The 22,297-nt window shown below is 72.5% G+C and carries 19 protein-coding genes; 5 read left to right on the top strand and 14 right to left on the bottom strand.

The features are described from left to right. Window positions 1-112 precede the first annotated feature (112 nt). Window positions 113-727 (top strand): TetR/AcrR family transcriptional regulator, encoded by a 615-nt coding sequence (locus AQJ67_RS02750; protein WP_062716327.1) that lies wholly within the window; start codon window positions 113-115, stop codon window positions 725-727. A 163-nt stretch (window positions 728-890) separates the two neighbouring features. On the opposite strand, the gene AQJ67_RS02745 is transcribed toward AQJ67_RS02750, so the two are convergent. The 3 genes from AQJ67_RS02745 to AQJ67_RS02735 all read right to left on the bottom strand — a co-directional run bounded on the left by AQJ67_RS02745 (window position 891) and on the right by AQJ67_RS02735 (window position 4,542). Continuing rightward, entirely contained in the window at window positions 891-1,910 is a 1,020-nt protein-coding gene (locus AQJ67_RS02745; RefSeq protein ID WP_062716326.1) for a DUF2510 domain-containing protein, read from the bottom strand. Between the two features lie 150 nt (window positions 1,911-2,060). Next, on the bottom strand, window positions 2,061-3,215 hold the full coding sequence (locus AQJ67_RS02740) for an anhydro-N-acetylmuramic acid kinase (protein ID WP_062716325.1): 1,155 nt from the start codon (window positions 3,213-3,215) through the stop codon (window positions 2,061-2,063). 4 nt (window positions 3,216-3,219) lie between these two features. Continuing rightward, window positions 3,220-4,542, bottom strand: coding sequence for an MFS transporter (locus tag AQJ67_RS02735; RefSeq protein WP_062716324.1), 1,323 nt, complete (start codon window positions 4,540-4,542; stop codon window positions 3,220-3,222). A 214-nt stretch (window positions 4,543-4,756) separates the two neighbouring features. Here AQJ67_RS02735 and AQJ67_RS02730 point away from each other — a divergent pair, with 214 nt between their 5' ends. Next, complete coding sequence (locus AQJ67_RS02730) at window positions 4,757-7,432, top strand: ATP-binding protein (RefSeq protein ID WP_062716323.1); 2,676 nt, start codon at window positions 4,757-4,759, stop codon at window positions 7,430-7,432. 6 nt (window positions 7,433-7,438) lie between these two features. Here the strand turns inward: AQJ67_RS02730 and AQJ67_RS02725 are convergent, their stop codons facing one another. From AQJ67_RS02725 to AQJ67_RS02690, 8 genes are all read right to left on the bottom strand, one after another. Further along, window positions 7,439-8,230, bottom strand: coding sequence for an SDR family NAD(P)-dependent oxidoreductase (locus tag AQJ67_RS02725; RefSeq protein WP_062716322.1), 792 nt, complete (start codon window positions 8,228-8,230; stop codon window positions 7,439-7,441). A gap of 63 nt (window positions 8,231-8,293) precedes the next feature. Beyond that, a complete protein-coding gene (gene pcaDC / locus AQJ67_RS02720) occupies window positions 8,294-9,412 on the bottom strand; it encodes a bifunctional 3-oxoadipate enol-lactonase/4-carboxymuconolactone decarboxylase PcaDC (RefSeq protein WP_062716321.1) in 1,119 nt (372 codons plus the stop codon). Next, window positions 9,409-10,740, bottom strand: a complete 1,332-nt coding sequence (pcaB, locus tag AQJ67_RS02715) for a 3-carboxy-cis,cis-muconate cycloisomerase (RefSeq protein WP_062716320.1) — start codon at window positions 10,738-10,740, stop codon at window positions 9,409-9,411. Before pcaB ends, pcaDC begins: the two co-directional genes overlap by 4 nt. Then, on the bottom strand, window positions 10,737-11,342 hold the full coding sequence (gene pcaG, locus AQJ67_RS02710; RefSeq protein WP_062716319.1) for a protocatechuate 3,4-dioxygenase subunit alpha: 606 nt from the start codon (window positions 11,340-11,342) through the stop codon (window positions 10,737-10,739). The genes pcaB and pcaG overlap by 4 nt, the downstream gene beginning before the upstream one ends. Window positions 11,343-11,348: 6 nt before the next feature. Beyond that, window positions 11,349-12,122 (bottom strand): protocatechuate 3,4-dioxygenase subunit beta, encoded by a 774-nt coding sequence (pcaH, locus tag AQJ67_RS02705; protein WP_062716318.1) that lies wholly within the window; start codon window positions 12,120-12,122, stop codon window positions 11,349-11,351. 18 nt (window positions 12,123-12,140) lie between these two features. Continuing rightward, entirely contained in the window at window positions 12,141-13,343 is a 1,203-nt protein-coding gene (locus tag AQJ67_RS02700) for a thiolase family protein (protein WP_062716317.1), read from the bottom strand. Beyond that, on the bottom strand, window positions 13,340-13,984 hold the full coding sequence (locus AQJ67_RS02695; protein ID WP_062716316.1) for a CoA transferase subunit B: 645 nt from the start codon (window positions 13,982-13,984) through the stop codon (window positions 13,340-13,342). The genes AQJ67_RS02700 and AQJ67_RS02695 overlap by 4 nt, the downstream gene beginning before the upstream one ends. Continuing rightward, entirely contained in the window at window positions 13,984-14,766 is a 783-nt protein-coding gene (locus AQJ67_RS02690; RefSeq protein ID WP_062716315.1) for a CoA transferase subunit A, read from the bottom strand. Before AQJ67_RS02690 ends, AQJ67_RS02695 begins: the two co-directional genes overlap by 1 nt. A 210-nt stretch (window positions 14,767-14,976) precedes the next feature. Between AQJ67_RS02690 and AQJ67_RS02685 the strand changes: the two genes are divergently transcribed. Next, the gene (locus AQJ67_RS02685) at window positions 14,977-15,441 is read left to right on the top strand and encodes a MarR family winged helix-turn-helix transcriptional regulator (protein ID WP_062716314.1); all 465 of its coding nucleotides are present in this window, start codon (window positions 14,977-14,979) and stop codon (window positions 15,439-15,441) included. A gap of 24 nt (window positions 15,442-15,465) precedes the next feature. Here the strand turns inward: AQJ67_RS02685 and AQJ67_RS02680 are convergent, their stop codons facing one another. Further along, entirely contained in the window at window positions 15,466-16,419 is a 954-nt protein-coding gene (locus AQJ67_RS02680; protein ID WP_062716313.1) for a DUF3048 domain-containing protein, read from the bottom strand. 250 nt (window positions 16,420-16,669) lie between these two features. Between AQJ67_RS02680 and AQJ67_RS02675 the strand changes: the two genes are divergently transcribed. Beyond that, window positions 16,670-17,860 (top strand): zinc-dependent alcohol dehydrogenase, encoded by a 1,191-nt coding sequence (locus AQJ67_RS02675; RefSeq protein ID WP_062716312.1) that lies wholly within the window; start codon window positions 16,670-16,672, stop codon window positions 17,858-17,860. Between the two features lie 3 nt (window positions 17,861-17,863). Here the strand turns inward: AQJ67_RS02675 and AQJ67_RS02670 are convergent, their stop codons facing one another. Further along, window positions 17,864-18,934 (bottom strand): ATP-dependent DNA ligase, encoded by a 1,071-nt coding sequence (locus AQJ67_RS02670; RefSeq protein ID WP_062716311.1) that lies wholly within the window; start codon window positions 18,932-18,934, stop codon window positions 17,864-17,866. 74 nt (window positions 18,935-19,008) lie between these two features. Between AQJ67_RS02670 and ligD the strand changes: the two genes are divergently transcribed. Continuing rightward, window positions 19,009-20,034: a non-homologous end-joining DNA ligase gene (gene ligD, locus AQJ67_RS02665; RefSeq protein WP_062716310.1), complete on the top strand. Its 1,026-nt coding sequence runs from the start codon at window positions 19,009-19,011 to the stop codon at window positions 20,032-20,034. Here ligD and AQJ67_RS02660 read toward each other — a convergent pair. Continuing rightward, complete coding sequence (locus AQJ67_RS02660; protein WP_244190344.1) at window positions 20,031-22,262, bottom strand: HEAT repeat domain-containing protein; 2,232 nt, start codon at window positions 22,260-22,262, stop codon at window positions 20,031-20,033. The genes ligD and AQJ67_RS02660 overlap by 4 nt on opposite strands. Window positions 22,263-22,297 lie beyond the last annotated feature (35 nt).

Here is a 22,297-nt window from a genome sequence, read left to right as displayed (position 1 = left end):
ATGTACCGAAACGGTACTGTACCGATACGCCACTGTACCGATACGGCAGCGTTCCGGTACAGTGGCGTATCGATAGACGTACGACACACACGGGAAGTGAGGAGAAGAGCCGATGACGTCGCAGGCCGCGGAGGGACCGGAGACGGTCGTCGCCTCGCGCCGCTCCAAGATCACGCCCGAGCGTGAGCAGGAGTTCTTCGACGCCGTGCTCGAACAGATCCGCGCGTGCGGTTACGACGCCGTCACCATGGAGGGCGTCGCCAGCAGCACCCGGTGCAGCAAGTCCACGCTGTACCGGCAGTGGAAGACCAAGCCCCAGTTCGTGGCGGCGGCCCTGCGCGCCAGCCGGCTCACGCGCTTCGAGGGCATCGACACCGGCACGCTCGCCGGTGACCTGCGCGAGGCGGCACGGGCCGCGGGCGCGTGGTCCGGCAAGGACACCCGGCTGTTCCAGGCGCTGGGACACGCCGTGATGGAGGACCCGGAGCTCAAGTGCGCGCTGCGCGAGGCGCTCATCGACCCCGAGATCGACGCACTGCGGCAGATCTTGCTGCGGGGGGTCGAGCGCGGGGAGGTCGCCGCCGGCCATCCCGCCCTGGAGTACGTCCCCGCCCAGATCTTCGGCGTGCTGCGGGCCCGGCCCGTGCTGGAGGGCGAGGACGCCGACCCCGACTATCTCGTCCGGTTCGTGGAGGCCGCCGTGCTGCCCGCACTGGGCCTCACCTGAGGCTCAGGACGCCGTCCACGGGATGACTGGACGGTGACCTGATCCGCGCCGCACCGTGGGGACGGGGGCGGCGCGCACCCCCCGGCCGGGTGGGGTTCCCCTTGAGCGGAGGGGCGCCCCACCCGGCCGCATCATGTCCCGGATGGTTCCGGTCGGGGGTGCGTCAGACGTCCTGGCCGTTGCCGCCGCCGGTCGACACCTTGATGCCCTTGGCGATCTCGTCCAGCACCGCCTGGCCCTGGTCGACGTCGACGCCGAAGCGGACCACGACGATCTGCCGCTCGCTGACGGGCGAGGGGAAGGCCAGCGACTCGACGTAGCCGTCGGCGCCCTTGCTCGTGACCGCCTTCCAGCGGACCAGATAGCCCTTCTGCCCGGCCACCGTCACCGCCTTGGAGGCCAGCACCTCGTGCGAGGTGATCTCCCCGTAGCCCTTGCCGTAGGACTCCTCGGCGTTCGCCGCGATGTCCGCCTTCGCGACCTCCTCGGCCGTGTCGCCCTTGGTGCCGAGCGCGAGCGCGGGCGCCGAGTACGCGCCGCCCTTCATGCAGGTCTGCGAGGTGTCGGAGGGGCACTTGTACGTCTTGTCCGACCCGAGGTGGGCACCCCAGTTGATCTCCTGGCCGTACCAGCCGTCCGGGATGGTCAGACTGATCCCGCTCACGGCGTCGGTCACCGACCCGCTGTCCACCTTCGGCGCCTCGGACTGGTCGGGCGAGGGCGACGCCCCGCCGGAACCGCCGTCCCCGCCGCCGTTGCCGCCGCCCCCGGACCCGCCGTCACCGCCCCCGGATCCGCCGAAGGGCCCGCCCTGACCGCCTCCGGGGCCGCCCTGCCCGCCCGGGCCTCCCTGCTGGGAGTCGGCGCCGCCGCCCGAGCCGTCGTCGGCGGTCAGCGCGTACACGCCGACGCCGATGCTCGCGAGGACGACCGCGGCGACTCCCACGGCTATGCCCGTGCGCAGCCCGCGCCGACCGCCCGACGGCAACTGGCCGGGATACCCCGGATGCACCGGATACGCCCCGCCGGCCGCCAACTGCTCCGGAGGGCCCCATACGTCCGCCGACCCCACGGGCCGGACCTGATCCGTCCATGCCTTGCCGTCCCACCAGCGCTCGGTGGGCGGACCGTCACTCTTCTGCCCCGGGTCGGGGTACCAGCCGGGAGGAGTCACCTGCGTCATGCGCCCACCGTATGAGGTGTCGGTGAAAGTCGGATGAGAGGATCCGGCCCCGGAACCACCGGATCCGGCCCCGGAACCACCGGATCCGGCCCCGGAACCACCGGATCCGGCCCCGGAACCACCGGATCCGGCCCCGGAGGGCCCGCCGCGTCACTCCAGGACGAGCCGTACCGGTCGGTTCTCCGCGGGTGGGGGAAGCCGCAGCCCGTTCCGGCCGGGCGTGATCGAGCCGAGTACGCGTGCCTGCCGGGCGCCCGTGGCCGAGGGCACGCTGCCGGGCAGGGCGTGGACGGTCAGGAAGCCCAGTACGGCGAAGGCGTACGCCTCCTTCGCGGCCGCGGGCAGCCCCAGCTCGTCGGAGGTGCGAAGGGACACCCCGGGGAGGCACTGCCCGAGCATCGTCATCAGGACCGGGTTGCGGGTCCCGCCGCCCGAGACGATCACCTCCGTCGCGCCCGCAGCGCGCACCGCGTCGGCGACCGTCCGCGCCGTGAGCACGGTCAGCGTGGCGACGACGTCCTCGGCGGTCAGGGTGCCGAATCCGGCCAACGCGTCCCGCAGACGGCCCAGGTGGAAGAGCTCCCTGCCGGTCGTCTTGGGTGCGGGCAGCGCGTAGTACGGCTCCTCCAGCAGCCGGCGCAGCAGCGGTTCATGGACGGTGCCGCGACCGGCCAGCGCCCCGTCCACGTCGTACGCCAGCCGTCCGCCGCTGAACCCCCGCGCCGCCGCGTCGATCAGCGCGCAGCCCGGTCCGGTGTCGAAGGCGGTGCCGTCGGGTGCGGTGAGGTTGGCGATCCCGCCGATGTTGAGGGCGACGGGCGTGCCGGGCCGGCCGCGCAGCCACAGCAGGTCGACCAGGCTGACCAGCGGGGCGCCCTGTCCGCCGGCGGCGATGTCGCGGGGCCGGAAGTCGGCGACCACGGGCAGCCCGGTCGCCTCGGCGATCCACGCGGGCTGCCCGAGCTGAAGGGTGCCGTACACCTTCCCGTCCTCGGCCCAGTGGTAGACCGTCTGCCCGTGCGAGGCCACCAACTCCGCCCGCCGCTCGCACAGTTCACGGTCCGCACGCGCGGCGGCCGCCGCGAAAACCTGCCCGATCCGCGTGTCGAGCAGGCACACCTGCGCCATCGAGGTCGTCCCCGGCGGCAGCGCCGCCCCGAGCGCCTCCCGCAGCACCTTGTCGTACGCCTCGCTCACCAGCCCCAGCGGCCTGAGTACCAGGCTGTCGCCGACGAGGCTCAGGTCGGCGGCGGCGGCGTCGATGGCGTCGCACGACGTGCCCGACATCAGGCCGATCACCCGCATGCGCTCACTCCGCCTCTCCCGACGCTTTCGTCGCCTCGTCGACCTCGCTCGTCGGCTTCCGCACCGATGTCCTGGATACCGTGGCGAGCGCCAGGACGCTCACCGCGCAGGTCGCGGCCGCATAGTAGGCGGGGATGTCCGCGTTCCCGGTCCGTTCGACCGTCTCCGTGATGATGAGCCCGGCACACCCCGAGAACACCGCATTGGACAGGGCGTAGGCGAGCCCCAGACCCGTGTAGCGCACGTTCGTCGGGAACAGTTCCGCGAGCATCGCCGGACCCGGCCCCGCCATCAGCCCCACCACCGCACCCGCGCCCCACACCGCCGCACCCTTCACGGTGAGGGATACGCCGGGGTCCTGGAGAAGGTCGAGCAGCGGCACCGCGAGGACCACCACCAGCGCCGCCCCCGCCAACATCACCGGCCGCCGCCCGACCCGGTCGCTGAGCCACCCCGCGGGCACGATCGTCATCGCGAAACCGAGGTTGGCCAGCACCGTGGCGATCAGCGCCTGCTGGAAGCTCGCGTCCAGCGTGGCCTGGAGATACGACGGCAGCACGACCAGGAACGTGTACCCGGCCGCCGCCCACCCCATGATCCGCCCGGCACCCAGCGCAATAGCCCCGGCGACCGCGCGCCCGGCCGGCCGCTCCGCCTCCCGCTCCTCCCGGAACGCCGGCGTCTCGTCAAGACGCAGCCGCAGCCACAGGGCACCCAGCCCCAGCGGCAACGTCAGCAGGAACGGCAACCGCCAACCCCAGTCGCCCAGTTGCCGCTCGGTCAGCACCGTCGCCAGCAGCGCCGCCGCCCCCGCACCGCCCAGCAGCCCCAGCGCCACCGTGAACGACTGCCACGACCCGTACAGCCCGCGCCGCCCGGGTGGCGCGAACTCGGTCATCACCGACACCGCGCCCCCGAACTCCCCGCCCGCCGACAGCCCCTGCAGCACCCGCAGGAACGTCAGCAGCCACGGGGCGAGCGCGCCGACCGTGTCGTACGTGGGCAGCACGCCGATGAGCGTCGTCGCCCCGGTCATCAGCGCGATCACCAGGATCAGCACCGGACGCCGGCCGATCCGGTCGCCCAGACGGCCGAACACGGCCGCGCCGACCGGCCGGAAGAAGAACGCCAGCGCGAACGACGCGTACGTCTTCACCAGGGCCTCGACCTCGCTGCCGCCCTCCGGTGTGAAGAACCGCGCCGCGATGATCGTCGCGAAGTAGCCGTAGACACCGAACTCGTACCACTCGATGAAGTTGCCCACCGATCCCGCGACCAGCGCCCTGCGGGAGCGGACCGTGCCTCGGTCGGGGAACGTCGACGTCATGCCCGTGCCTCCATCATCACGAATTCCGGTCGCCGGGACGGTTTTTGACTGTGGGTAAGTTACGGCCGTGCAGGTAGCGGGCCCCGCGCGTCGCCCTCGCGCGCCGGTTGTCACCCGTCACGGCAACAGGTGCCCGGACCCGCCTCCACTTAGGCAATCGGACGGCTACGCTCGAGGTCTGTACGTCGTTCGGGCGACTAGGGGAGGTAGCGGGATGACGAAGGTACGGCCCACACAGGCCACCTCGGCCTCCCTGGGGGAGCGCGACGAGGAAGTCGCCGCCGTCGAGCGGGCCCTCGACACCCTGTGCGCGGACAAGTCCTCGTCGGGCAGCCTTCTGGTACTGCGGGGCGAGGCGGGACTCGGCAAGACCGCGCTGCTGGCCGAAACCCGCCGTATCGCCGAGGCCCGGCACTGCACGGTGTGGTCCGCCCGGGGCAGCGAGACCCTGAGCTCCGTCCCGTTCAACGTCGTACGGCAGCTGCTCCAGCCCGCCCTGCTGTCGCTGATGCCGGAGGAGGCCCGCGAGTACCTCGGCGACTGGTACGACATCGCCGGACCCGCCCTCGGTATTACGGAACCGGGTGAACGCCAGGCCGACCCGCAGGGCGTGTGTGACGGACTGGTGGCCGCCGTACGCCGGCTGGCCCGGCGCGACTGGCCGCTGGTGCTGCTGATCGACGACGCCCACTGGGCCGACCAGGAGACCCTGCGCTGGCTCGCCGCCTTCGCCGAACGCCTCGGTGAGCAGAGCGTCCTGGTCGTCGTCGCCCGCCGCCCCGGCGAGGTCGGCGGCGACAGCGCCCGCCACCTCGACGCGGTCGCCGCCGCGGGCAGCTCCGTCGCCACCCTGAGCGCCCTCACCCCGGACGCGACCGCCGGCCTCACCCGCGCCACCCTGGGCGCGCACGCCGACGCCCCGTTCTGCCGCGAGGTCTGGGCCGTGACCGGCGGCAACCCGTACGAGACCGTCGAGCTCCTCGCCAAGGTCCAGGACAGCGAGTTCGAGCCCACCGAGTCCGCGGCGGCCGAGCTGCGCGCCCTGAACCGCTCGGCGCGCGGCGGCGGCCTGGTCGCCCGCCTGGAGACCCTCGGCATCGAGGCAACCCGGTTCGCCTGGGCGGCCGCGATCCTCGGCACCGGCATCTCCGTCGACCTGGTGGCCGAACTCGCCACCACGAGCGTGGACGACGCCGTGCGCTGCGCCGACCTGCTGCGCGCCGCCCGCATCCTCACCGAGCCCGACCCGGCGAGTGGCCAACCGGACGACGGCGACCTGGAGTTCGTCCACCCGCTGATCGCCAGCGCCGTCTACAACTCCATCCCCGACGCCCTGCGCACCGCCATGCACGGCATCGCCGCCCGCGTCGTCACCGACAACGGCCGCGGCGCCGCGGTCGCCGCCCGCCACCTCCTGGAGGTCCACCCGGACAGCGACGAGGAACTCGTCGAGCAGCTGCGCGAGGCCGCCCGCGAACACCTCGCCGTCGGTGCCCCCGACGCCGCCCGCCGCTGCCTGGAGCGCGCCCTCGTGGAACCGCCGCCGCCCGAGGCCCACGCGCGCGTGCTCCACGAACTGGGCTGCGCCACCCTTCTCACCGCACCCGCCACCACCATCGACCACCTCCAGTCCGCCCTCGCCATGCCCGGTCTCGACGGCGACGAACGCGTCGACGCCGTCTACCGCCTCTCCCAGGCCCTCCTCCACAACGACCAGCTGGAGGAGGCCGTCCGCACCGTTGAGGCGGAGGCCGCCCGGCACCAGGCCGGCCCCGCCAGGCTCCGGCTCCAGGCCGTGCAGTTCATGTGGGAGGGCCTCCACGCGGGCGAGGCCACCTCACCGGGACGCTCCACCCGCCTCGCCGAACTCGCCGCCACCTGCACCGGCCGCGACAACTCCGAGCGCGCCCTGCTCATACTGCGCGGCTTCGACGCCATGGCCCGCGGCGAGAACGCCGAGGAGGTCGTCGAACTGTGCGACCGCGCCCTCGTCAACGGCCGCCTCGCCCCCGGGCTCGGCTGGACCGACCCGGAGTGGGGCCTGGAGCTGCCGATGATGCTGGCCAGCGCCTACGCCTTCACCGACCGGCTCGACCGGGCCGAGACCCTCTACAACGAGGCGCTGCGCGCGTACGAGTCCGCCGGCTGGAGCGGCGGCCATCTCGCCCTGGCCCACGCCTACGTCGGCCTCGGCCACCGCAGGCGCGGCCGCCTCCGCGAGGCCGAGGCGTCCCTGCGCCAGTCGCTGGCGCTCGCCGAGCGCGTCGGCCGCCGACTGCCCCTGCACTGGTCCGCGACCTGCAACCTCGTGGACACGCTGCTCGCCCGCGGACACGTCGACGAGGCCTGGGAGATCGCCGAGCAGTACGGCTTCGCGCCGCCCTACCCGACCACCATCGTCCTGCCCGACCCGCGCTCGGTCCGCGGCCGCCTGCTCCTCGCCGTCGGCCGCACGAAGGACGGCATCAACGAACTGGAGGCGGCCGAGAAGGCGGCCGACGTACGCGGCCACCACAACCCCGTGGTGGTCCCCTGGGCCGTCGACCTCGCCCGCGCCCTCGCGGGCGAGGACCCGGCACGCGCCGCCCGCCTCGCCACCGACGTCCGCCGGCACGCCGAACGGCTCGGCACCGACACCGCGATCGGCGAGGCCCTGCGCTGTGCCGCCGCGCTGGAGACCGGCCAGCGCGCGGTACGACTCGCGGAACAGGCCGTCACCTATCTGGAGGCCTCGCCCTGCCAGTACGAACACGCGGCGGCCCGGGTGGAGTACGGCATCGCCGCCCGCTCGGCCGCGGAGCTCCGGCGCGGACTGACGCTGGCCCGCTCGTGCGGGGCGGACGGGCTCGTGGCGCAGGCGGAGACGGCGATGCTGTCGGGTGTGGTGTGAGGGGGGTCAGAGAGCCAGCAGCTGATCGGTGACCGCGGTCAGCCGCTTGCGTACCTCCGGGTCGTACGCCCTTTCGTGTGCCCGGGACGGGCTCGTGCCGTCGAAGTAGATGCCCGTGCCCCGGTCCTGGGTCGCCAGGGCCAGCACTCCGGCCGCCCCCTCGGCGACCGTGCTCCAGGGGGTCACCCCGCCCTCGCGCACCATCGCCGTGTCCATGAAGGTCGCCGGGTGGAGCACGTTCAGGGCGACACCGGTCCCCGCCAACTCCTCGGCGAGGGCGAAAGTATGGGCCGCCAGGGCGAACTTGGCTCGCCGGTACGCCGCGAAGCCGTCGTATCCACGTCGGAACTCGACGTCGTCGAAGTCGAGGGGTTCCTGGCCGACCGAGCCCACATTGACGATCCGGGCGGGCGTGTTGGCCCGTAGTACCGGGAGCAGGGCGCGGGTCAGTGCCACCGGGGCCAGGTAGTTCACGGCGAGCCGTAGTTCGTGTCCGTCCACGCTCAGCTCGCGTCCCGCCCCGGGCGCGCCCGCTCCCACGCCCGCGTTGTTGATCAGCACGTCCAGGTCGGGATGTGCGTCCGCGACATGAGCGCCCAACTCGCGCGCCTGCGTCAGCGAGGCCAGATCGGCGACGAAACCCTCGGCGTCACCCTCGGTACGCAGCTCCTCGACCAGTTGCTCCGTACGACCCGGGTCGCGTCCGTGCGCGAGGACGACGTGCCCCGCGCGGACCAGCTCGAAGGCCACGTACCGGCCCAGGCCGGAGGTGGCGCCGGTGAGGAGAATCGTCGACATGCCTCCACCGTAAGCACGCGGCAGGGCAGGTGCGAGGTGCTGCTGAGGCTACGACCAGCAGGGTCACCCTTCCTCTTCCGCGAGCACCCGCTGGGCGGCCGCGAACGCCGAGTTCGCCGCCGGAACCCCGCAGTACACGGCCGTCTGGAGCAGTACGGCCCCGATCTCCTCCGGGGTCAGCCCGTTGCGCCGGGCCGCCCGGACATGCATGGCCAGCTCGTCGTAGTGGCCGTGGGCGACCAGCGCCGTCAGCGTGATCATGCTGCGCTCGCGGCGGCTGAGCGTCGGGTCGGTCCAGATCTCGCCCCAGGCGTAGCGCGAGATGAAGTCCTGGAAGCGCGCGGTGAACGGCGTCTGACGGGCCTGCGCCCGGTCGACATGGGCGTCACCGAGGACCTCGCGTCGCACCTCCATGCCCAGCTCGGCGCTGCCACCGAGGTGCGCCCGCATCGCGGTCAGCACCGCCTGCGGGCACTGCGCCGGCGCCAGATGCGAGGCCCCGGGGAGCTCGACGAGCGTCGCACCGGGTACGGCGTCCGCGATCTCCCGCAGATGTGCCGGCGGTGTCGCCGGGTCCTCGCGGCCCGCGATCAGCAGGGTGGGCGAGGAGATCTCGGGCAGCCGTTCGCGCAGGTCGAAGGCGGCGAGGGCGTCACAGCAGGCGGCGTACGCATCGGGATCGGCGTCCCGGTGGTCCTGGACCAGCTCCGGCACGGTGAAGCCGGCCGTGAACCAGCGGTCGTCCGCGCTCGCGGCGAGCCTCGCCAGCCCTTGGCTCCGCACCAGCGCGGCCCGCTCCTCCCACGGCTTCGCGCCGTTGAAGTGCGCCGACGAACAGATCACCGCCAGTGAGGAGACCCGCTCGGGATGGTGCACGGCGAGATGCAGCCCGACCGCACCGCCCAGCGACACCCCCGCGTACGCGAACCGCTCGATGTCCAGCGAGTCGGCGAGCGCCAGCACCAGGTCGGCGAGGTCACCGACCGTCGCGCCCGCGCCGATGAGACCGGCCGCCGAACCCCCGTGTCCCGGCAGATCCCAGCGGACCACCCGATGGGTGATCGACAGCTCGGGCGCTACCCGGTCCCACAGGGCGTACGAGGTGCCGAGCGAAGGCCCGAGAAGCAGCGCGGGAGCTGAAGCGGGCCCCTCGGCACGGTGGTTGAGGAGTTTGTCGGTCAACGTCGCTCCAGAGCACGGTCGGTGAGGGTTCCGGCGGAGCCGGTGTAACGGGCGGGGTCGGTGAGCTCGTCGAGGTCGAGGTTCTTCAACTCGGGCTCCTCGGCGAGCAGTTCACCGAGGCTGCGTCCCTCGGCGTAGGTCCGCTCGGCGAGTTCCGTGAGCAGGGCTTTGGCGCGGGCCCGCCCCAGCACGGGGGCCAGCTCGGCGGACAGCCGCTCGGAGACGATCAGCCCGTGGGTGAGGTCGAGGTGGTCCCGCATGACGTCGGGCCTGACCCGCAGCCCCTCGGCCAGCTCCACGGCGTCCCGCGCCGCCCCGCCGACCAGCCGCAGCAGGTCCCTCAGCGGCTCCCACTCGGCGTGCCAGGCCCCGGCCGGCCGCTCGTCCTGTGCCGCCAGGGACCCGTAGAGGGTGGCCGCGAGCTGTGGCGCCCGCCGCGCGGCGGAGGCGATCAGGGTCGCCCGTACCGGATTGGCCTTGTGCGGCATGGCCGACGAACCCCCGCCGCTGCCCTCCGCGACCTCGCCGATCTCGGTGCGGGCGAGCGTCAGGACGTCGACGGCGACCTTGCCGAGCGCGCCCGCCGTGACGGCGAGGCATCCGGCGAGGTCCGCGAGCGGGGTCCGCAGCGTGTGCCAGGGCAGCTCGGGCGCCCGGAGACCGAGCTCGTCGGCGTACGCCGACGGCAGCGCGGTCGGCTCGCTCGCGCCGTACGCTCCGAAGGCCGCCAACGTCCCTGCCGCACCGCCCAGTTGGGCGGGCAGCGAGTCCCGTACGACCGTCACCCGGTCCCGCGCGTCCAGCACCAGCGACCGCCATCCGGCCGCCTTCAGCCCGAACGTCGTCGGCACGGCGTGCTGGGTGAGCGTCCGCCCCGGCATCGGGGTGTCGCGGTGGTCGGCGGCGAGGCGGGCCAGGGCCCGCTGGGTGCGGTCGAGGTCGGCCAATACGACTTCCAGCGTGCGGCTCGCGACCAGTATCGTCGCCGTGTCCAGGATGTCCTGGCTGGTGGCGCCCCGGTGGACGTACGGACCGTACTCCGCGCCGACGGCCCGGGTCAGGTCGGCGACCAGCGGGATGACGGGGTTGCCGCCGCCACGTGCGCGTTCGGCGAGGGACCGTACGTCGAAGCGGCCGGCGTCGGCGGCCTCGGTCACCGCGGTCGCCGCCCCGGCCGGGGCCAGCCCCAGGGAGGCCTGCGCCCGGGTGAGCGCGGCCTCCGCGTCCAGCAGCGCCTGGAGATAGGCGCCGTCACCGGTCGCGGAGGCGGCGGGGGAGCCTGCCCACCCGGGGGCGAGCAGGCCGGTGTCCGGATCGGGAGAAGTCACTGGAACTCCAGGAAGACCGTCTCGCCTTCGCCCTGAAGGCGGATGTCGAAACGGTAGGTGCCGTCGCGCTGCTCCCGCGCGATCAGCGTGTCGCGCCGCTCGGCCGGCACCCGGGCGAGCAGCGGGTCCGCGGCGAGGGCAGCCTCGTCGCCCGGCAGGTAGATCCGCGTGTACAGATGCACCAGCAGGCCGCGCGCGAACACGCACACGCTGATGTACGGGGCACTCTGCCCGCGCGCGCCCGGCCGCAGCGTCCGCGCGGTCCAGTGCCCGTTGGCGTCGGTCTGGATACGGCCCCAGCCGGTGAACTCCACGCCGTTGCGGCCCAGATAGCCGCCGCTCGCCGGGTCCCGCCGGATCGAGCCGTCGACCTGCGGGACGTTGCCGTCCGGGTCCGCGCTCCACAGCTCCAGGAACGCGTCGGGCAGCGGGTTGCCGTCGCCGTCGTAGATGTAGCCCTGGAGGGCGATGCTCTCCGGGTGCCCGACGGGCGCGATGTCGCCGCCGCCGGGGAAGGGCAGGGCGTGGCCGTAGAAGGGGCCGACCGTGTGCGACGGGGTCGGGAGCACGGTCTCCGGACGGCTCGTGTCGATCTTCGTCATGGCAGGTCAGCGTCCCTCTTCGATCCAGGTGGCGTTCGGTCCGTCGAGGACGATGTCCCAGCGGTAGCCCATCGAGAACTCCGGCACCGACAGACTGTGGTCGTAGGTGGCGACCAGCCGCTGGCGCGCCGCGTCGTCCGTGACCGACTGGATGATCGGGTCGTACGGGAACAGCGGGTCGCTCGGGAAGTACATCTGCGTCACCAGCCGCTGGGTGAACGCCGTGCCGAAGAGTGAGAAGTGGATGTGGGCCGGTCGCCAGGCGTTGACGTGCTGACGCCAGGGGTAGGGGCCCGGCTGGACGGTGGTGAAGCGGTAGAAGCCGCTGTCGTCGGTCAGCGTGCGGCCTACGCCCGTGAAGTTCGGGTCCAGCGGGGCGTCGTGCTGCTCGCGCTGATGGGCGTAGCGGCCGGCCGAGTTCGCCTGCCAGACCTCGACCAGCTGGCCGCGCAGCGGACGGCCGTCGCGGTCCAGGAGCCGGCCCTCGACGGTGATGCGCTCACCGATCGGCTCGCCGTTGTGCTGCCGGGTGAGGTCGTTGTCGATCTCGGTGATGTCCCGCTCGCCGAAGGCCGGGGAGTGCAGCTCCACCAGCTCCGGGTCCTTGCTGACGTCGATCGTGATCGGCGGCTGTTTCGGGTGGCGCAGCACCGAGGAGCGGTACGGGGTGTAGTCGCGGCGCGGGTGGTGCTCGACGGGGGCGCCGTCGGCGACGCGCTTCTCGTACGCGGCGTGCTCGGCCGCGATCTCCTGGTCGATGTCGTGCTGGGTGAGAGTCATGGGGGATCCTGCGTTCCGTTAACGTTCGAGGACGAGGGCGAGGCCCTGGCCGACGCCGATGCAGAGGGTGGCGACGCCGACTCCGCCGCCGTTGCGGGCGAGTTGGTGGGCGACGGTGCCGGCGAGACGGGCGCCGGAGGCGCCGAGGGGGTGGCCGAGGGCGATGGCGCCGCCCTGCGGGTTGAGGATCGCCGGGTCGAACTCGGGCCATTCGGCGACACAGCCCAGCACCTGGGCGGCGAAGGCCTCGTTCAGTTCGAGGACCGACAGGTCGCCGAAGGTCTTGCCGGCCTTGGCGAGGGCGCGGTTCACGGCCTCGACGGGGGCGAGCCCGAAGTAGTCGGGGTCGAGGGCGTGCACGCCGGTCGCGGAGATTCGGGCGAGCGGCTCGCGGCCGGTGGCCTTCAGGCCCTCCTCGTCGACGAGGAGCAGGGCGGCGGCGCCGTCGTTGAGCGGTGAGGCGTTGCCCGCGGTGACCGTGCCGTTCTCCTTGCGGAAGGACGGCTTGAGCTTCGCCATCGCGGCGAGGGAGGCGTCGGCCCGTACGGACTCGTCGGCGGCGAAGGCCACCGGGTCGCCCTTGCGCTGCGGGACGGGGACGGGGGCGAGCTCGGCGTCGAAGAGGCCCTGCCGCTGGGCCGCGGCGGCCTTCTGGTGGGAGGCCAGCGCGAACTCGTCCTGCTGCTCCCGGCCGATCTTGTGCTTCTCGGCGATCAGTTCGGCCGACTCACCGAGGGGGATGGTCCACTGCGGCTCCATCCTCGGGTTGACCATGCGCCAGCCCAGGGTGGTGGAGTACAGCTCCGTGTGCGCGGCGGGGAAGGGCTTGTCGGACTTGGGCAGCACGTACGGGGCCCGGGTCATCGACTCCACGCCGCCGGCCACGGCGATGTGGGCGTCCCCGGCGGCGATGGCGCGGGCCGCCTGGATGACCGCCTCCAGGCCGGAGGCGCAGAGGCGGTTGACGGTGACGCCGGGCACGGAGGTGGGCAGGCCCGCGAGCAGGGCGGCCATGCGGCCGACGTTGCGGTTCTCCTCGCCGGCGCCGTTGGCGTTGCCGAAGTAGACGTCCTCGATGCGGGACGGGTCCAGGTCGGGGGTGCGGGCGAGGAGTTCACGGAGGGCGTGGGCGGCCAGGTCGTCCGGCCGGACGGAGGCGAGGGTGCCGTTGTAGCGGCCGATCGGGGTGCGGACCGCGTCGACGATGTAAACGGTGTTCACAGCAGATTCTCCGCGACGGTGAGTTTTGCGTCGGTCTTGGCGATGATCTCGTCAACGCCCACGCCGGGTGCGGTCTCGACGAGCACCAGGCCGTCGTCGGTCACGTCGATCACGCCGAGGTCGGTGATGACCCGGTTCACACACGCCTTGCCCGTGAGCGGCAGCGCGCACTCGGTGAGGATCTTCGGGCTGCCGTCCTTGGCGGTGTGCGTCATCACGACGATGACCGTACGGGCCCCGTGCACGAGGTCCATCGCGCCGCCGATCCCGGTGATCATCTTGCCGGGGATGGCCCAGTTCGCCAGGTCGCCGCCGGCGGAGACCTGCATGGCGCCCAGCACGGCGACATCGATGTGCCCGCCGCGGATCATCGAGAACGACAGCGCCGAGTCGAAGAAGGAGGCGCCCGGCAGGACCGTCACGGTCTCCTTGCCGGCGTTGATCAGATCCGGGTCGACCTGGTCCTCGGTCGGGTACGGGCCGGTGCCCAGGATGCCGTTCTCGGACTCCAGGATCACCTCCACGCCCTCGGGCAGGTAGTTCGGGATCAGCGTCGGCAGCCCGATGCCGAGATTGACGTACTGCCCGTCCTGAAGTTCGCGCGCGGCCCGCGCGGCCATCTCCTCGCGTGTCCAGGCCATCAGTTGCTCACCGTCCCTCGTGCCCCGGGCGCGGAAATCGTGCGCCGCTCGATCTGCTTGGCGGCGGCCTGCTCCGGGGTGAGCGCGACGACCCGCTGTACGAAGATCCCCGGCAGATGCACCGCGTCCGGGCCGATCTCGCCGGGCTCGACGAGTTCCTCGACCTCGGCGATCGTCACCCGTCCGGCCATCGCGGCCAGCGGGTTGAAGTTCCGGGAGGACTTGTTGAACACCAGGTTCCCGTGCCGGTCGCCCTTCGCGGCCCGGACCAGCGCGAAGTCGGTGCGGATCCCGCGCTCCAGGACGTACTCGGTGCCGTCGAACTCCCGCACCTCCTTCGGCGGCGAGGCCAGCGCGACCCCGCCGGACCCGTCGTAGCGCCACGGCAGCCCGCCGTCGGCGACCTGCGTCCCCACCCCGGCCGGGGTGTAGAACGCGGGGATTCCGGCGCCGCCGGCCCGCAGCCGCTCGGCCAGCGTGCCCTGCGGGATCATCTCCACCTCCAGTTCCCCGCCCAGGTACTGGCGGGCGAACTCCTTGTTCGCGCCGATGTACGAGCCGGTCACCCGCGCGATCCGGCCCGCTGACAGCAGCACCGCGAGACCCGACTCCATCGCCCCGCAGTTGTTCGAGACCACCGACAGCCCGTCGGTGCCCTGCTCGAACAGGGCCTGGATCAGTACGTTCGGCACACCGCTCAGCCCGAAACCACCCACCGCGAGCGACGCGCCGTCACCCACGTCGGCCACCGCCTCCGCGGCTGTGGCGACCACCTTGTCCATCCGAGAAGCCCCATCTCTTCCGAGCTCCCAGCCCCCGAATTAGTCAGGGCACTGAGTATTTCTGCGAGGTTGCTCCTCACGCTGCCACCGGAGAGGGAAACCGTCAAGGCCTCGGTAAACGCGAAATCCATGGACCCTTCGGCCCGAGGACAGTCCCGGCAAGGTCGGGTATTGTTCAGTGCACCGACGATTGTGAATAGGGGAGTGCGGATGGCCGCCGTGGATCTCACCACCCACCCCGGGCATCTGGCCCGGCGGCTCCAGCAGGCGCACTACCTGCTGTGGAACACGATGGTCTCCGAGGAGATCACCTCGCCCCAGTTCGCCGTTCTCAACGCGCTCGTCGCCGAGCCGGGCCTGGACCAGCGGACGGTGGGGGAGCGCGTCGGGCTCGACCGCTCCACGATCGCCGAGGTGATCAGCCGGCTCGGCCGCCGAGGGCTGCTCGACAAGGTCCGCGACCCCCAGGACGGCCGCCGCTTCCTGCTGCGCCTCACCGATGACGGGCTGCGCACGCACAAGAAGCTGACCGTGCGCACGGCCCGGATGAACCAGGTCTTCCTGGCCCCGCTCGCCACCGACGAGCAGGCGCTGTTCTTCGAGCTGATCCGGCGTGTCGCGGACGCGGCCGAGGGGCTCCGCAACCCATCGGAACCCCTCGTCGCCCCATCCTGAGCCCGGTCCGAACTCCCCGGATCCTCAGGACGCCTTCGCGTACACCACCCACACCGGGCCGCGCTGGAAGTTCATCCGCTTCCCGTCCTCGGTCGTGAACCTGGTGCCGCCCGTGGCCTTCGGGCGCGTCCAGTAGACGTCGTAGGCACGCCCGTCACGCAGGACCCGCGCCTTCCCGGAACCCACCGTCTCGGTGTACGGCGTGTTCTTGCCGAGGGAGTCGTGGAACGTGGACTTGCGCACCTGCACGTACTGCACGACGACCGTCCCGGCCCCGACCCGCTTGCCGTCCGTCGTCGTGGCGGCCTCGCCGTCCATGGTGACCAGCCAGCGGTCCTGGCTCCTGGAATAGGTGAACGTGTACTGGGCCAGGTCGTAGCGCACCGTCTGTGAGGTCGTGGCCTTGCCACCGGCCGGGGCGGCGCCGTAGCGGAAGCCGGTCGTCAGGGCGTCCGCGCCGGGGGCCTTGCCCATCAGCCGCTGGGGCCGCAGATAGAGGTTGTGCGGCGAGGTCCTGTGCCGGCTGCGGAAGTAGGCGTCGGCCGCCTTCTCGGGCGGCACCGCCTGCAACGGGGCCTTGTCGATCAGGGGCAGGAGCTTGCTCTGCGCTCCCGAGAAGGCGAGCGTCGGCCGGTTGAACTGGCGCAGCAGCTCCAGGTCGCTCTCGCGTGCGCTGCGCACCGGCCCGACGGCCTTCGGCAGCTTCGTCGCGTACACCGCCATCAGCCGGCTCAGTCCGCCCTCGACCTCCTCGACGTACACGACGTCCGCGGCGTTCAGACCCGTGTGGGGCCGGGCGGCGCGCGCGTTGTCGATCTTCACGGCGAGCACCGAGGCGCTGTTCGCCAGGCTCTCGTTCCCGTCGTTCTCGTGCGACGGCACCTGTGTGGTGCCGCGCCCGTCGTCGCGCTGGCCGCCGGACGTCGTACAGCCCGCCGCCAGGGAGGCCGTCAGCGCGGCCGCCAGCAGCCCCGCCATGGTCGTGGCGCGTCTCGTGCGCGCCCCTCGTTCCCTGCCCACCGTCGCCACCCGCAGCCACCCACCCAGTTCGTGTCACCAATTGTGCGCTTATCTGTTCATAGATGCCCATACCCGATCGATTGCTTCCAGCCCCGCAAATCCGCCGATCGGCCCACACCACCGTTCGCGCGGTTCGGCGGCACCGCGCAGGGGTACCCGGCGCCCACCGCATCAGCGGACGCACACGCCACGGAGGGAGCGCGGGGCGATGAGGGCAGTGACCTGGCAGGGCAAGCGCGACGTCCGCGTGGAGAACGTGCCCGATCCGACGATCCAGGAGCCGACGGACGCGGTCATCCGCATCACGTCCACCGGACTGTGCGGCTCCGACCTGCACTTGTACGAGGTGCTGACACCGTTCATGACACCGGGGGACATCCTCGGTCACGAGCCGATGGGCATCGTCGAGGAGGTCGGCGCGGGGGTGCCGGACCTCCAGGCGGGCGACCGGGTCGTGGTGCCGTTCCAGATCGCCTGCGGCGACTGCTGGATGTGCCTGACCGGGCTGCCGACCCAGTGCGAGACCACCCAGGTCACCGGCGAGGGCATGGGCGCGGCCCTGTTCGGCTACACCCGGCTGTACGGCGCGGTGCCGGGCGCCCAGGCCGAGTACCTGCGGGTCCCGCAGGCGCAGTTCGGCCCGATCAAGATCCCGGAGGGGCCGTCCGACGACCGGTTCGTCTACCTCTCCGACGTGCTGCCCACCGCGTGGCAGGCGGTCCGCTACGCCGAGGTCCCGGAAGGCGGCAGCGTCGCCGTGCTCGGCCTCGGCCCCATCGGCGACATGGCCTGCCGGGTCGCCCAGGTGCAGGGCGCCGGGCGGGTGTTCGGCGTGGACCTGGTGCCCGAGCGGCTGCGGCGGGCGCGGGGGCGGGGCGTCGAGACGTACGACCTGAGGAGCTTCGACGACGAGAAGGAACTCGTCGCCGCCATCCGCGACGTGACGGACGGCCGCGGCCCCGACGCCGTCATCGACGCCGTCGGCACCGAGGCCCACGGCAGCGCCGCCGCCAAGCTCGCCCAGTCGGCCTCGGCGATGCTGCCCCGCAAGATCAGCGGCCCGTTCGCCGAACGCTTCAGCATCGACCGGCTCGCCGCCCTGTACACCGCCATCGACCTGGTGCGGCGCGGCGGCACGATCTCCCTGTCCGGCGTGTACGGCGGCATGGCCGACCCGATCCCGCTGCTCACCCTGTTCGACAAGCAGATCCAGCTGCGGATGGGCCAGGCCAACGTACGCCGCTGGACCGACGACATCCTGCCGTTCCTGACCGACGAGGACCCCCTCGGCGTCGACGACTTCGCCACCCACCGCGTGCCGCTGAGCGACGCCCCGCACGCGTACGAGATGTTCCAGCGCAAGCAGGACGGCGCGGTCAAGGTGCTGATGAAGCCCTGACGCTCAGGCCTGCCGCGCGAAGATCTCCGCCAGGTCGTAGCGGACCGGCTCCTCCAACTGGGCGTACGTGCAGCTCTCGGGGGTCCGGTCCGGGCGCCAGCGGCGGAAGCGGGCCGTGTGCCGGAAGCGCACGCCGTTCTCCATGTGGTCGTACGCCACCTCGGCCACCCGCTCCGGTCTGAGCGGCACCCAGGACAGGTCCTTCTTGCCCGACCACCTGCTCGGCGCCCCCGGCAGCCGCGCCGACTCGTGCGCCGCCTCCTCGGCCCAGGCCGCCCACGGATGCCCCGCGACCTCCTCCATACGCAGCGGTTCCAGCTCCTCGATCAGCTCGGCCCGCCGCTTCATCGAGAACGCGGCCGACACCCCCACATGCTGGAGCGCCCCCTGGTCGTCGTGGAGACCGAGCAGCAGCGAGCCCACGATTGGGCCGCTCTTGTGGAGCCGGTACCCGGCGACGACGACGTCCGCCGTCCGCTCGTGCTTGATCTTGAACATGGCCCGGGCGTCCTGGAGGTAGCGCAGCGTGAGCGGCTTGGCGATCACACCGTCCAGGCCCGCCCCCTCGTACTGCTCGAACCACCCCTGGGCCGTGTCCACATCGGTCGTCGCCGGCGCCACATGCACCGGTGCCGTCACCCCGGACAACGCCGTCGTGAGCCGCGCCCGCCGATCCGCCAGCGGGACCTCCAGCAGCGACTCGTCCGCCAGCGCCAGCAGGTCGAAGGCCACGAACGACGCCGGGGTCCGCTCGGCCAGCATCCGCACCCGGGAGTCGGCCGGGTGGATGCGCTCGGTGAGCGCGTCGAAGTCAAGCCGCCCCTCGCGTGCGATGACGATCTCCCCGTCCAGCACGCACCGCTGTGGCAACCGCTCCTTCAATCCCGCCACCAGCTCCGGAAAATACCTGGTCAGCGGCTTGCCGGTCCGGCTGCCGAGCTCAACCTCGTCCCGGTCGCGGAACACGATCGCCCGGAACCCGTCCCACTTCGCCTCGTACTGCATGCCCGGCGGGATCTTCGCCACCGACTTGGCGAGCATCGGCTTCACGGGCGGCATCACCGGCAGGTCCATGGTCCGATTCTGCGCGCATCCGGTCGCTGACGCCCGGTGTGCGAGGTGTGCGGCGTACGCCTACCGTGGCTCGCATGGGCGAAGCGGTGGAACTCCAGGCGGGCGGCCGGACCGTGCGCCTGTCCAACCCGGGCAAGGTCTTCTTCCCCGAGCCCGGATACACCAAGCTGGACCTCGCCCGCTACTACATCGCCGTCGGCCCCGGCATCCTGCGCGCCCTGCGCGACCGACCCACCACCCTGGAGCGCTACCCGGACGGCGTGACCGGCGAGTGGTTCTACCAGAAGCGGGCGCCCAAGAGCATGCCCGACTGGATCCCCACCGCCCACATCACCTTCCCCAGCGGCCGCAGCGCCGACGAGATGTGCCCCACCGAGGAGGCCGCCGTCCTGTGGGCCGCCCAGTACGGCACGCTCACCTTCCACCCGTGGCCGGTGCGCCGCGACGACGTCGACCGCCCCGACGAACTCCGCATCGACCTCGACCCCCAGCCTGGCACCGACTTCGACGACGCCGTCCGCGCCGCCCATGAACTGCGCGCTGTCCTGGACGAGTTCGGCGGTCTGCGCGGCTGGCCCAAGACCTCCGGCGGGCGCGGCCTGCATGTCTTCGTGCCCATCGAGCCACGCTGGACCTTCACCCAGGTCCGCCGCGCCGCCATCGCGGTCGGCCGGGAGATGGAACGCCGGATGCCGGAACACGTGACGATCAAGTGGTGGAAGGAGGAGCGGGGCGAGCGCATCTTCATCGACTACAACCAGACGGCCCGCGACCGCACCATCGCCTCCGCCTACTCCGTACGGCCCCGCCCGCACGCCCCCGTCTCGGCGCCCCTGCGCTGGGAGGAGGTCGGGACCGCCCACCCCCAGGACTTCGACATCGCGACCATGCCCGCGCGTTTCGCCGAACTCGGCGACGTGCACGCCGACATGGACGACCACCGCTTCGCGCTGGACGCGCTGCTGGAGCTGGCCAACAAGGACGAACGCGACCACGGGCTCGGAGATCTGCCGTACCCGCCGGAGTATCCGAAGATGCCGGGGGAACCCAAGCGGGTACAGCCGAGCCGGGCGAAGAAGGAACCGGGCGGGACCGGCTAGGACGGCCCGGCGAGAGCCAGCAGCCGACGGCAGTCCCTCAGCAGCCTCTCGTCCGCGGCGACGTCATGGCGCATGCTCATGGCGGAACTGCCGTCGTCACGGCGGTCGTTGCTGTGGCGGCGCGGGCAGGCCAGCTCCGCACGTATCAGGGGGAGCGCCGGAGCGGCGGCAAGCCCCATTTCCATCAGGCAGGCGGTGACGGCCGGTCGGGTGCCCGGAAAGGCCGCCCACTTGTCGAGCAGCATCGGCAGCACCTCGTCCACGTCCCGCGCGGCCTTCCACAGCGCCACGAGCACGTCCATGTGCGTGTCGTGCGTCGCGAGCAGCCTCCGCAGCCGCGGAGCCAGCGGCGCGGCGACCGGGCCCAGCGCGGTCGCGGCCCTCAGGGCGGGCGACAGCTCCAACCACTTGTCCGACTCCAGCCCCCGCCGGACCAGGGGCAGGAGGGGTTCCCCGCCACCGTCGACCGCGGTCAGCGCGGCTGCCGCGTCCAGCCGGATCTCCAGCGGCACCGACGGTGAGTCGACCAACTCCCGCAACCGCGGGCCCGCTTCGGCGCCCGCCGACCCGTACCGGGTGAGGGCACGCGCCAGTGACCACAGGCTCATGCGTCCGATCCCGGGCTCGATCATCTCGACCAGGAGCGGCAGGGACTCGGGGCGGGTGAGCGCACCGAGCGCGTCGACCAGCCGCTCCCGTGCGGGACCGCCGTGCCCGGACGGCAGTGCCGCGAGCCGGCGGTGCAGCTCCGGCCCCAGAGCAGCCGCGCCCTCGGCCCCGATCCGCTCGACCCACGTGCCCAGACCCTCCGGGACGGTGCCCTCCCGCGCCAGCACCTCGATCAGCGCGGGCACGGCCCGCTCGTCGCCCTGAAGCGCGAGCGCCTTCAGCGCCCTGCCGAAGAGAGTCTCCTCCCAGTCAGCCGGCTCCCAGCTGTCGTCCCACTCCCGCACGCACACCGCGAGGACGTCGCCGACGACCCGCGCGATCGGGGCCACATGGCCCAGCTCGGTCAGGGCCCGCTCCGACAGCCGGGGCTCGTCCTCGACCAACTGGCGGGCGAGCAGCGCGACCGGCAGGTCGTCGGGGGCCCGCCACCCCGTCAGCAGCGTGCCCGCCATGTCGACGGCGGCCATCCGCTGGCCCCAGTCCGGGGTCTGCAACTGCCCGACGAGGAGGTCGAATCTCGGCTCCGTGTGATCGCCGAGCGCCCGGTGCAGCTCCTCCAGCAGGTCGCCGGCCCTCGACGCGTCGACGCCACGGCGCTGCGTGGCCTCCAGCTCGCGCAGGTACGACACCATCGTGTCCGTACGGGGCCGCTCCTGTTCCGCCTCGGTCTGCCCGGCCTCTTCCCGCTCAACCTCCTCCCGCTCAGCCTCCTCCTGCTCTGCCTCTTCCTGCTCTGCCTCTTCCTGCTCTGCCTCTTCCTGCTCGTGCGCGAGCCGCATGATGTCCAGGACGGTCTCCGCCAGGTCCTCGGGCAGTGCGGTGACCTCGCAGCGCGCCAGCTGGACCAGCCCTGCCAGCCGCTGCTCCGGGTGGGACGCGACGGCCACGACCTCCTGGAGCACCGCCCCCGCCTCGGCACCGAGCGCGTCCCGGTGGCCGGCGCCCACCCTGCCGATCGCGTCGACGAGCGCGCCCACGGCCTCCGGATCCCGCTCCACCGCCAACCGGTCCCGCAGCGCGCCCAGGGCACGTGCCGGATCCGGATGCACGTGGGCCAGTGCCGCCGCGGCCGCCGCACGCACCCCGGCGTCCGGGTCAGCCAGAAGCCCGAGGAAGACGTCCGCACGCCCCCGGACGGCCGCCCACGCGTCCAGGAACGGCTGGACGAACGCGGCGTCCTCCTCCTCGTCCTCGAAGAGGCCCCCGATCTCCTCCGGATCGGGTTCGCGCTCGCCCGCGATGCTGCACAGAAGATGCACGACAGCGCCCCGGTCGGCGACGCCCTCGGCGGTCACGAGCTCGAACAGGAACGGTATGCAGGCGACCGTGCTGTCGTACACATCGCCCTGATGATGCAGCGCCCCGTACATACCGTCGAGCGCGGTCTCCCGACAGTCAGGGTCGTCCGAGGCCAGGTCCCGCAGCAGGTCCGGCACATCCGTCGCCGAGTCGGTGTACGCATGCCCCATCGACGCCCAGTCGACGTCGTCGATCCCCGTGAACACGTCTTTCCTCCCGTAGCGCAGTGGCGCACGGCGGCTGCCACTGATCGACAGCATGCCGTACGCCACTGACAACGGGCCGGGCGGGAACC

This window comes from Streptomyces caeruleatus (assembly GCF_001514235.1).
In the GTDB taxonomy this organism is placed as follows: domain Bacteria; phylum Actinomycetota; class Actinomycetes; order Streptomycetales; family Streptomycetaceae; genus Streptomyces; species Streptomyces caeruleatus.
This window is presented reverse-complemented; position numbering and strand designations above follow the sequence as displayed.

What these genes read in the sequence shown, in the direction of transcription:
- AQJ67_RS02750 (WP_062716327.1), top strand. Translation starts at nt 113, where the DNA reads ATGACGTCGCAGGCCGCGGAGGGACCGGAGACGGTCGTCGCCTCGCGC.
- AQJ67_RS02745 (WP_062716326.1), bottom strand. Translation starts at nt 1,910, where the DNA reads ATGACGCAGGTGACTCCTCCCGGCTGGTACCCCGACCCGGGGCAGAAG.
- AQJ67_RS02740 (WP_062716325.1), bottom strand. Translation starts at nt 3,215, where the DNA reads ATGCGGGTGATCGGCCTGATGTCGGGCACGTCGTGCGACGCCATCGAC.
- AQJ67_RS02735 (WP_062716324.1), bottom strand. Translation starts at nt 4,542, where the DNA reads ATGACGTCGACGTTCCCCGACCGAGGCACGGTCCGCTCCCGCAGGGCG.
- AQJ67_RS02730 (WP_062716323.1), top strand. Translation starts at nt 4,757, where the DNA reads ATGACGAAGGTACGGCCCACACAGGCCACCTCGGCCTCCCTGGGGGAG.
- AQJ67_RS02725 (WP_062716322.1), bottom strand. Translation starts at nt 8,230, where the DNA reads ATGTCGACGATTCTCCTCACCGGCGCCACCTCCGGCCTGGGCCGGTAC.
- pcaG (WP_062716319.1), bottom strand. Translation starts at nt 11,342, where the DNA reads ATGACGAAGATCGACACGAGCCGTCCGGAGACCGTGCTCCCGACCCCG.
- pcaH (WP_062716318.1), bottom strand. Translation starts at nt 12,122, where the DNA reads ATGACTCTCACCCAGCACGACATCGACCAGGAGATCGCGGCCGAGCAC.
- AQJ67_RS02695 (WP_062716316.1), bottom strand. Translation starts at nt 13,984, where the DNA reads ATGGCCTGGACACGCGAGGAGATGGCCGCGCGGGCCGCGCGCGAACTT.
- AQJ67_RS02690 (WP_062716315.1), bottom strand. Translation starts at nt 14,766, where the DNA reads ATGGACAAGGTGGTCGCCACAGCCGCGGAGGCGGTGGCCGACGTGGGT.
- AQJ67_RS02685 (WP_062716314.1), top strand. Translation starts at nt 14,977, where the DNA reads ATGGCCGCCGTGGATCTCACCACCCACCCCGGGCATCTGGCCCGGCGG.
- AQJ67_RS02680 (WP_062716313.1), bottom strand. Translation starts at nt 16,419, where the DNA reads ATGGCGGGGCTGCTGGCGGCCGCGCTGACGGCCTCCCTGGCGGCGGGC.
- AQJ67_RS02675 (WP_062716312.1), top strand. Translation starts at nt 16,670, where the DNA reads ATGAGGGCAGTGACCTGGCAGGGCAAGCGCGACGTCCGCGTGGAGAAC.
- AQJ67_RS02670 (WP_062716311.1), bottom strand. Translation starts at nt 18,934, where the DNA reads ATGGACCTGCCGGTGATGCCGCCCGTGAAGCCGATGCTCGCCAAGTCG.
- ligD (WP_062716310.1), top strand. Translation starts at nt 19,009, where the DNA reads ATGGGCGAAGCGGTGGAACTCCAGGCGGGCGGCCGGACCGTGCGCCTG.
- AQJ67_RS02660 (WP_244190344.1), bottom strand. Translation starts at nt 22,262, where the DNA reads ATGCTGTCGATCAGTGGCAGCCGCCGTGCGCCACTGCGCTACGGGAGG.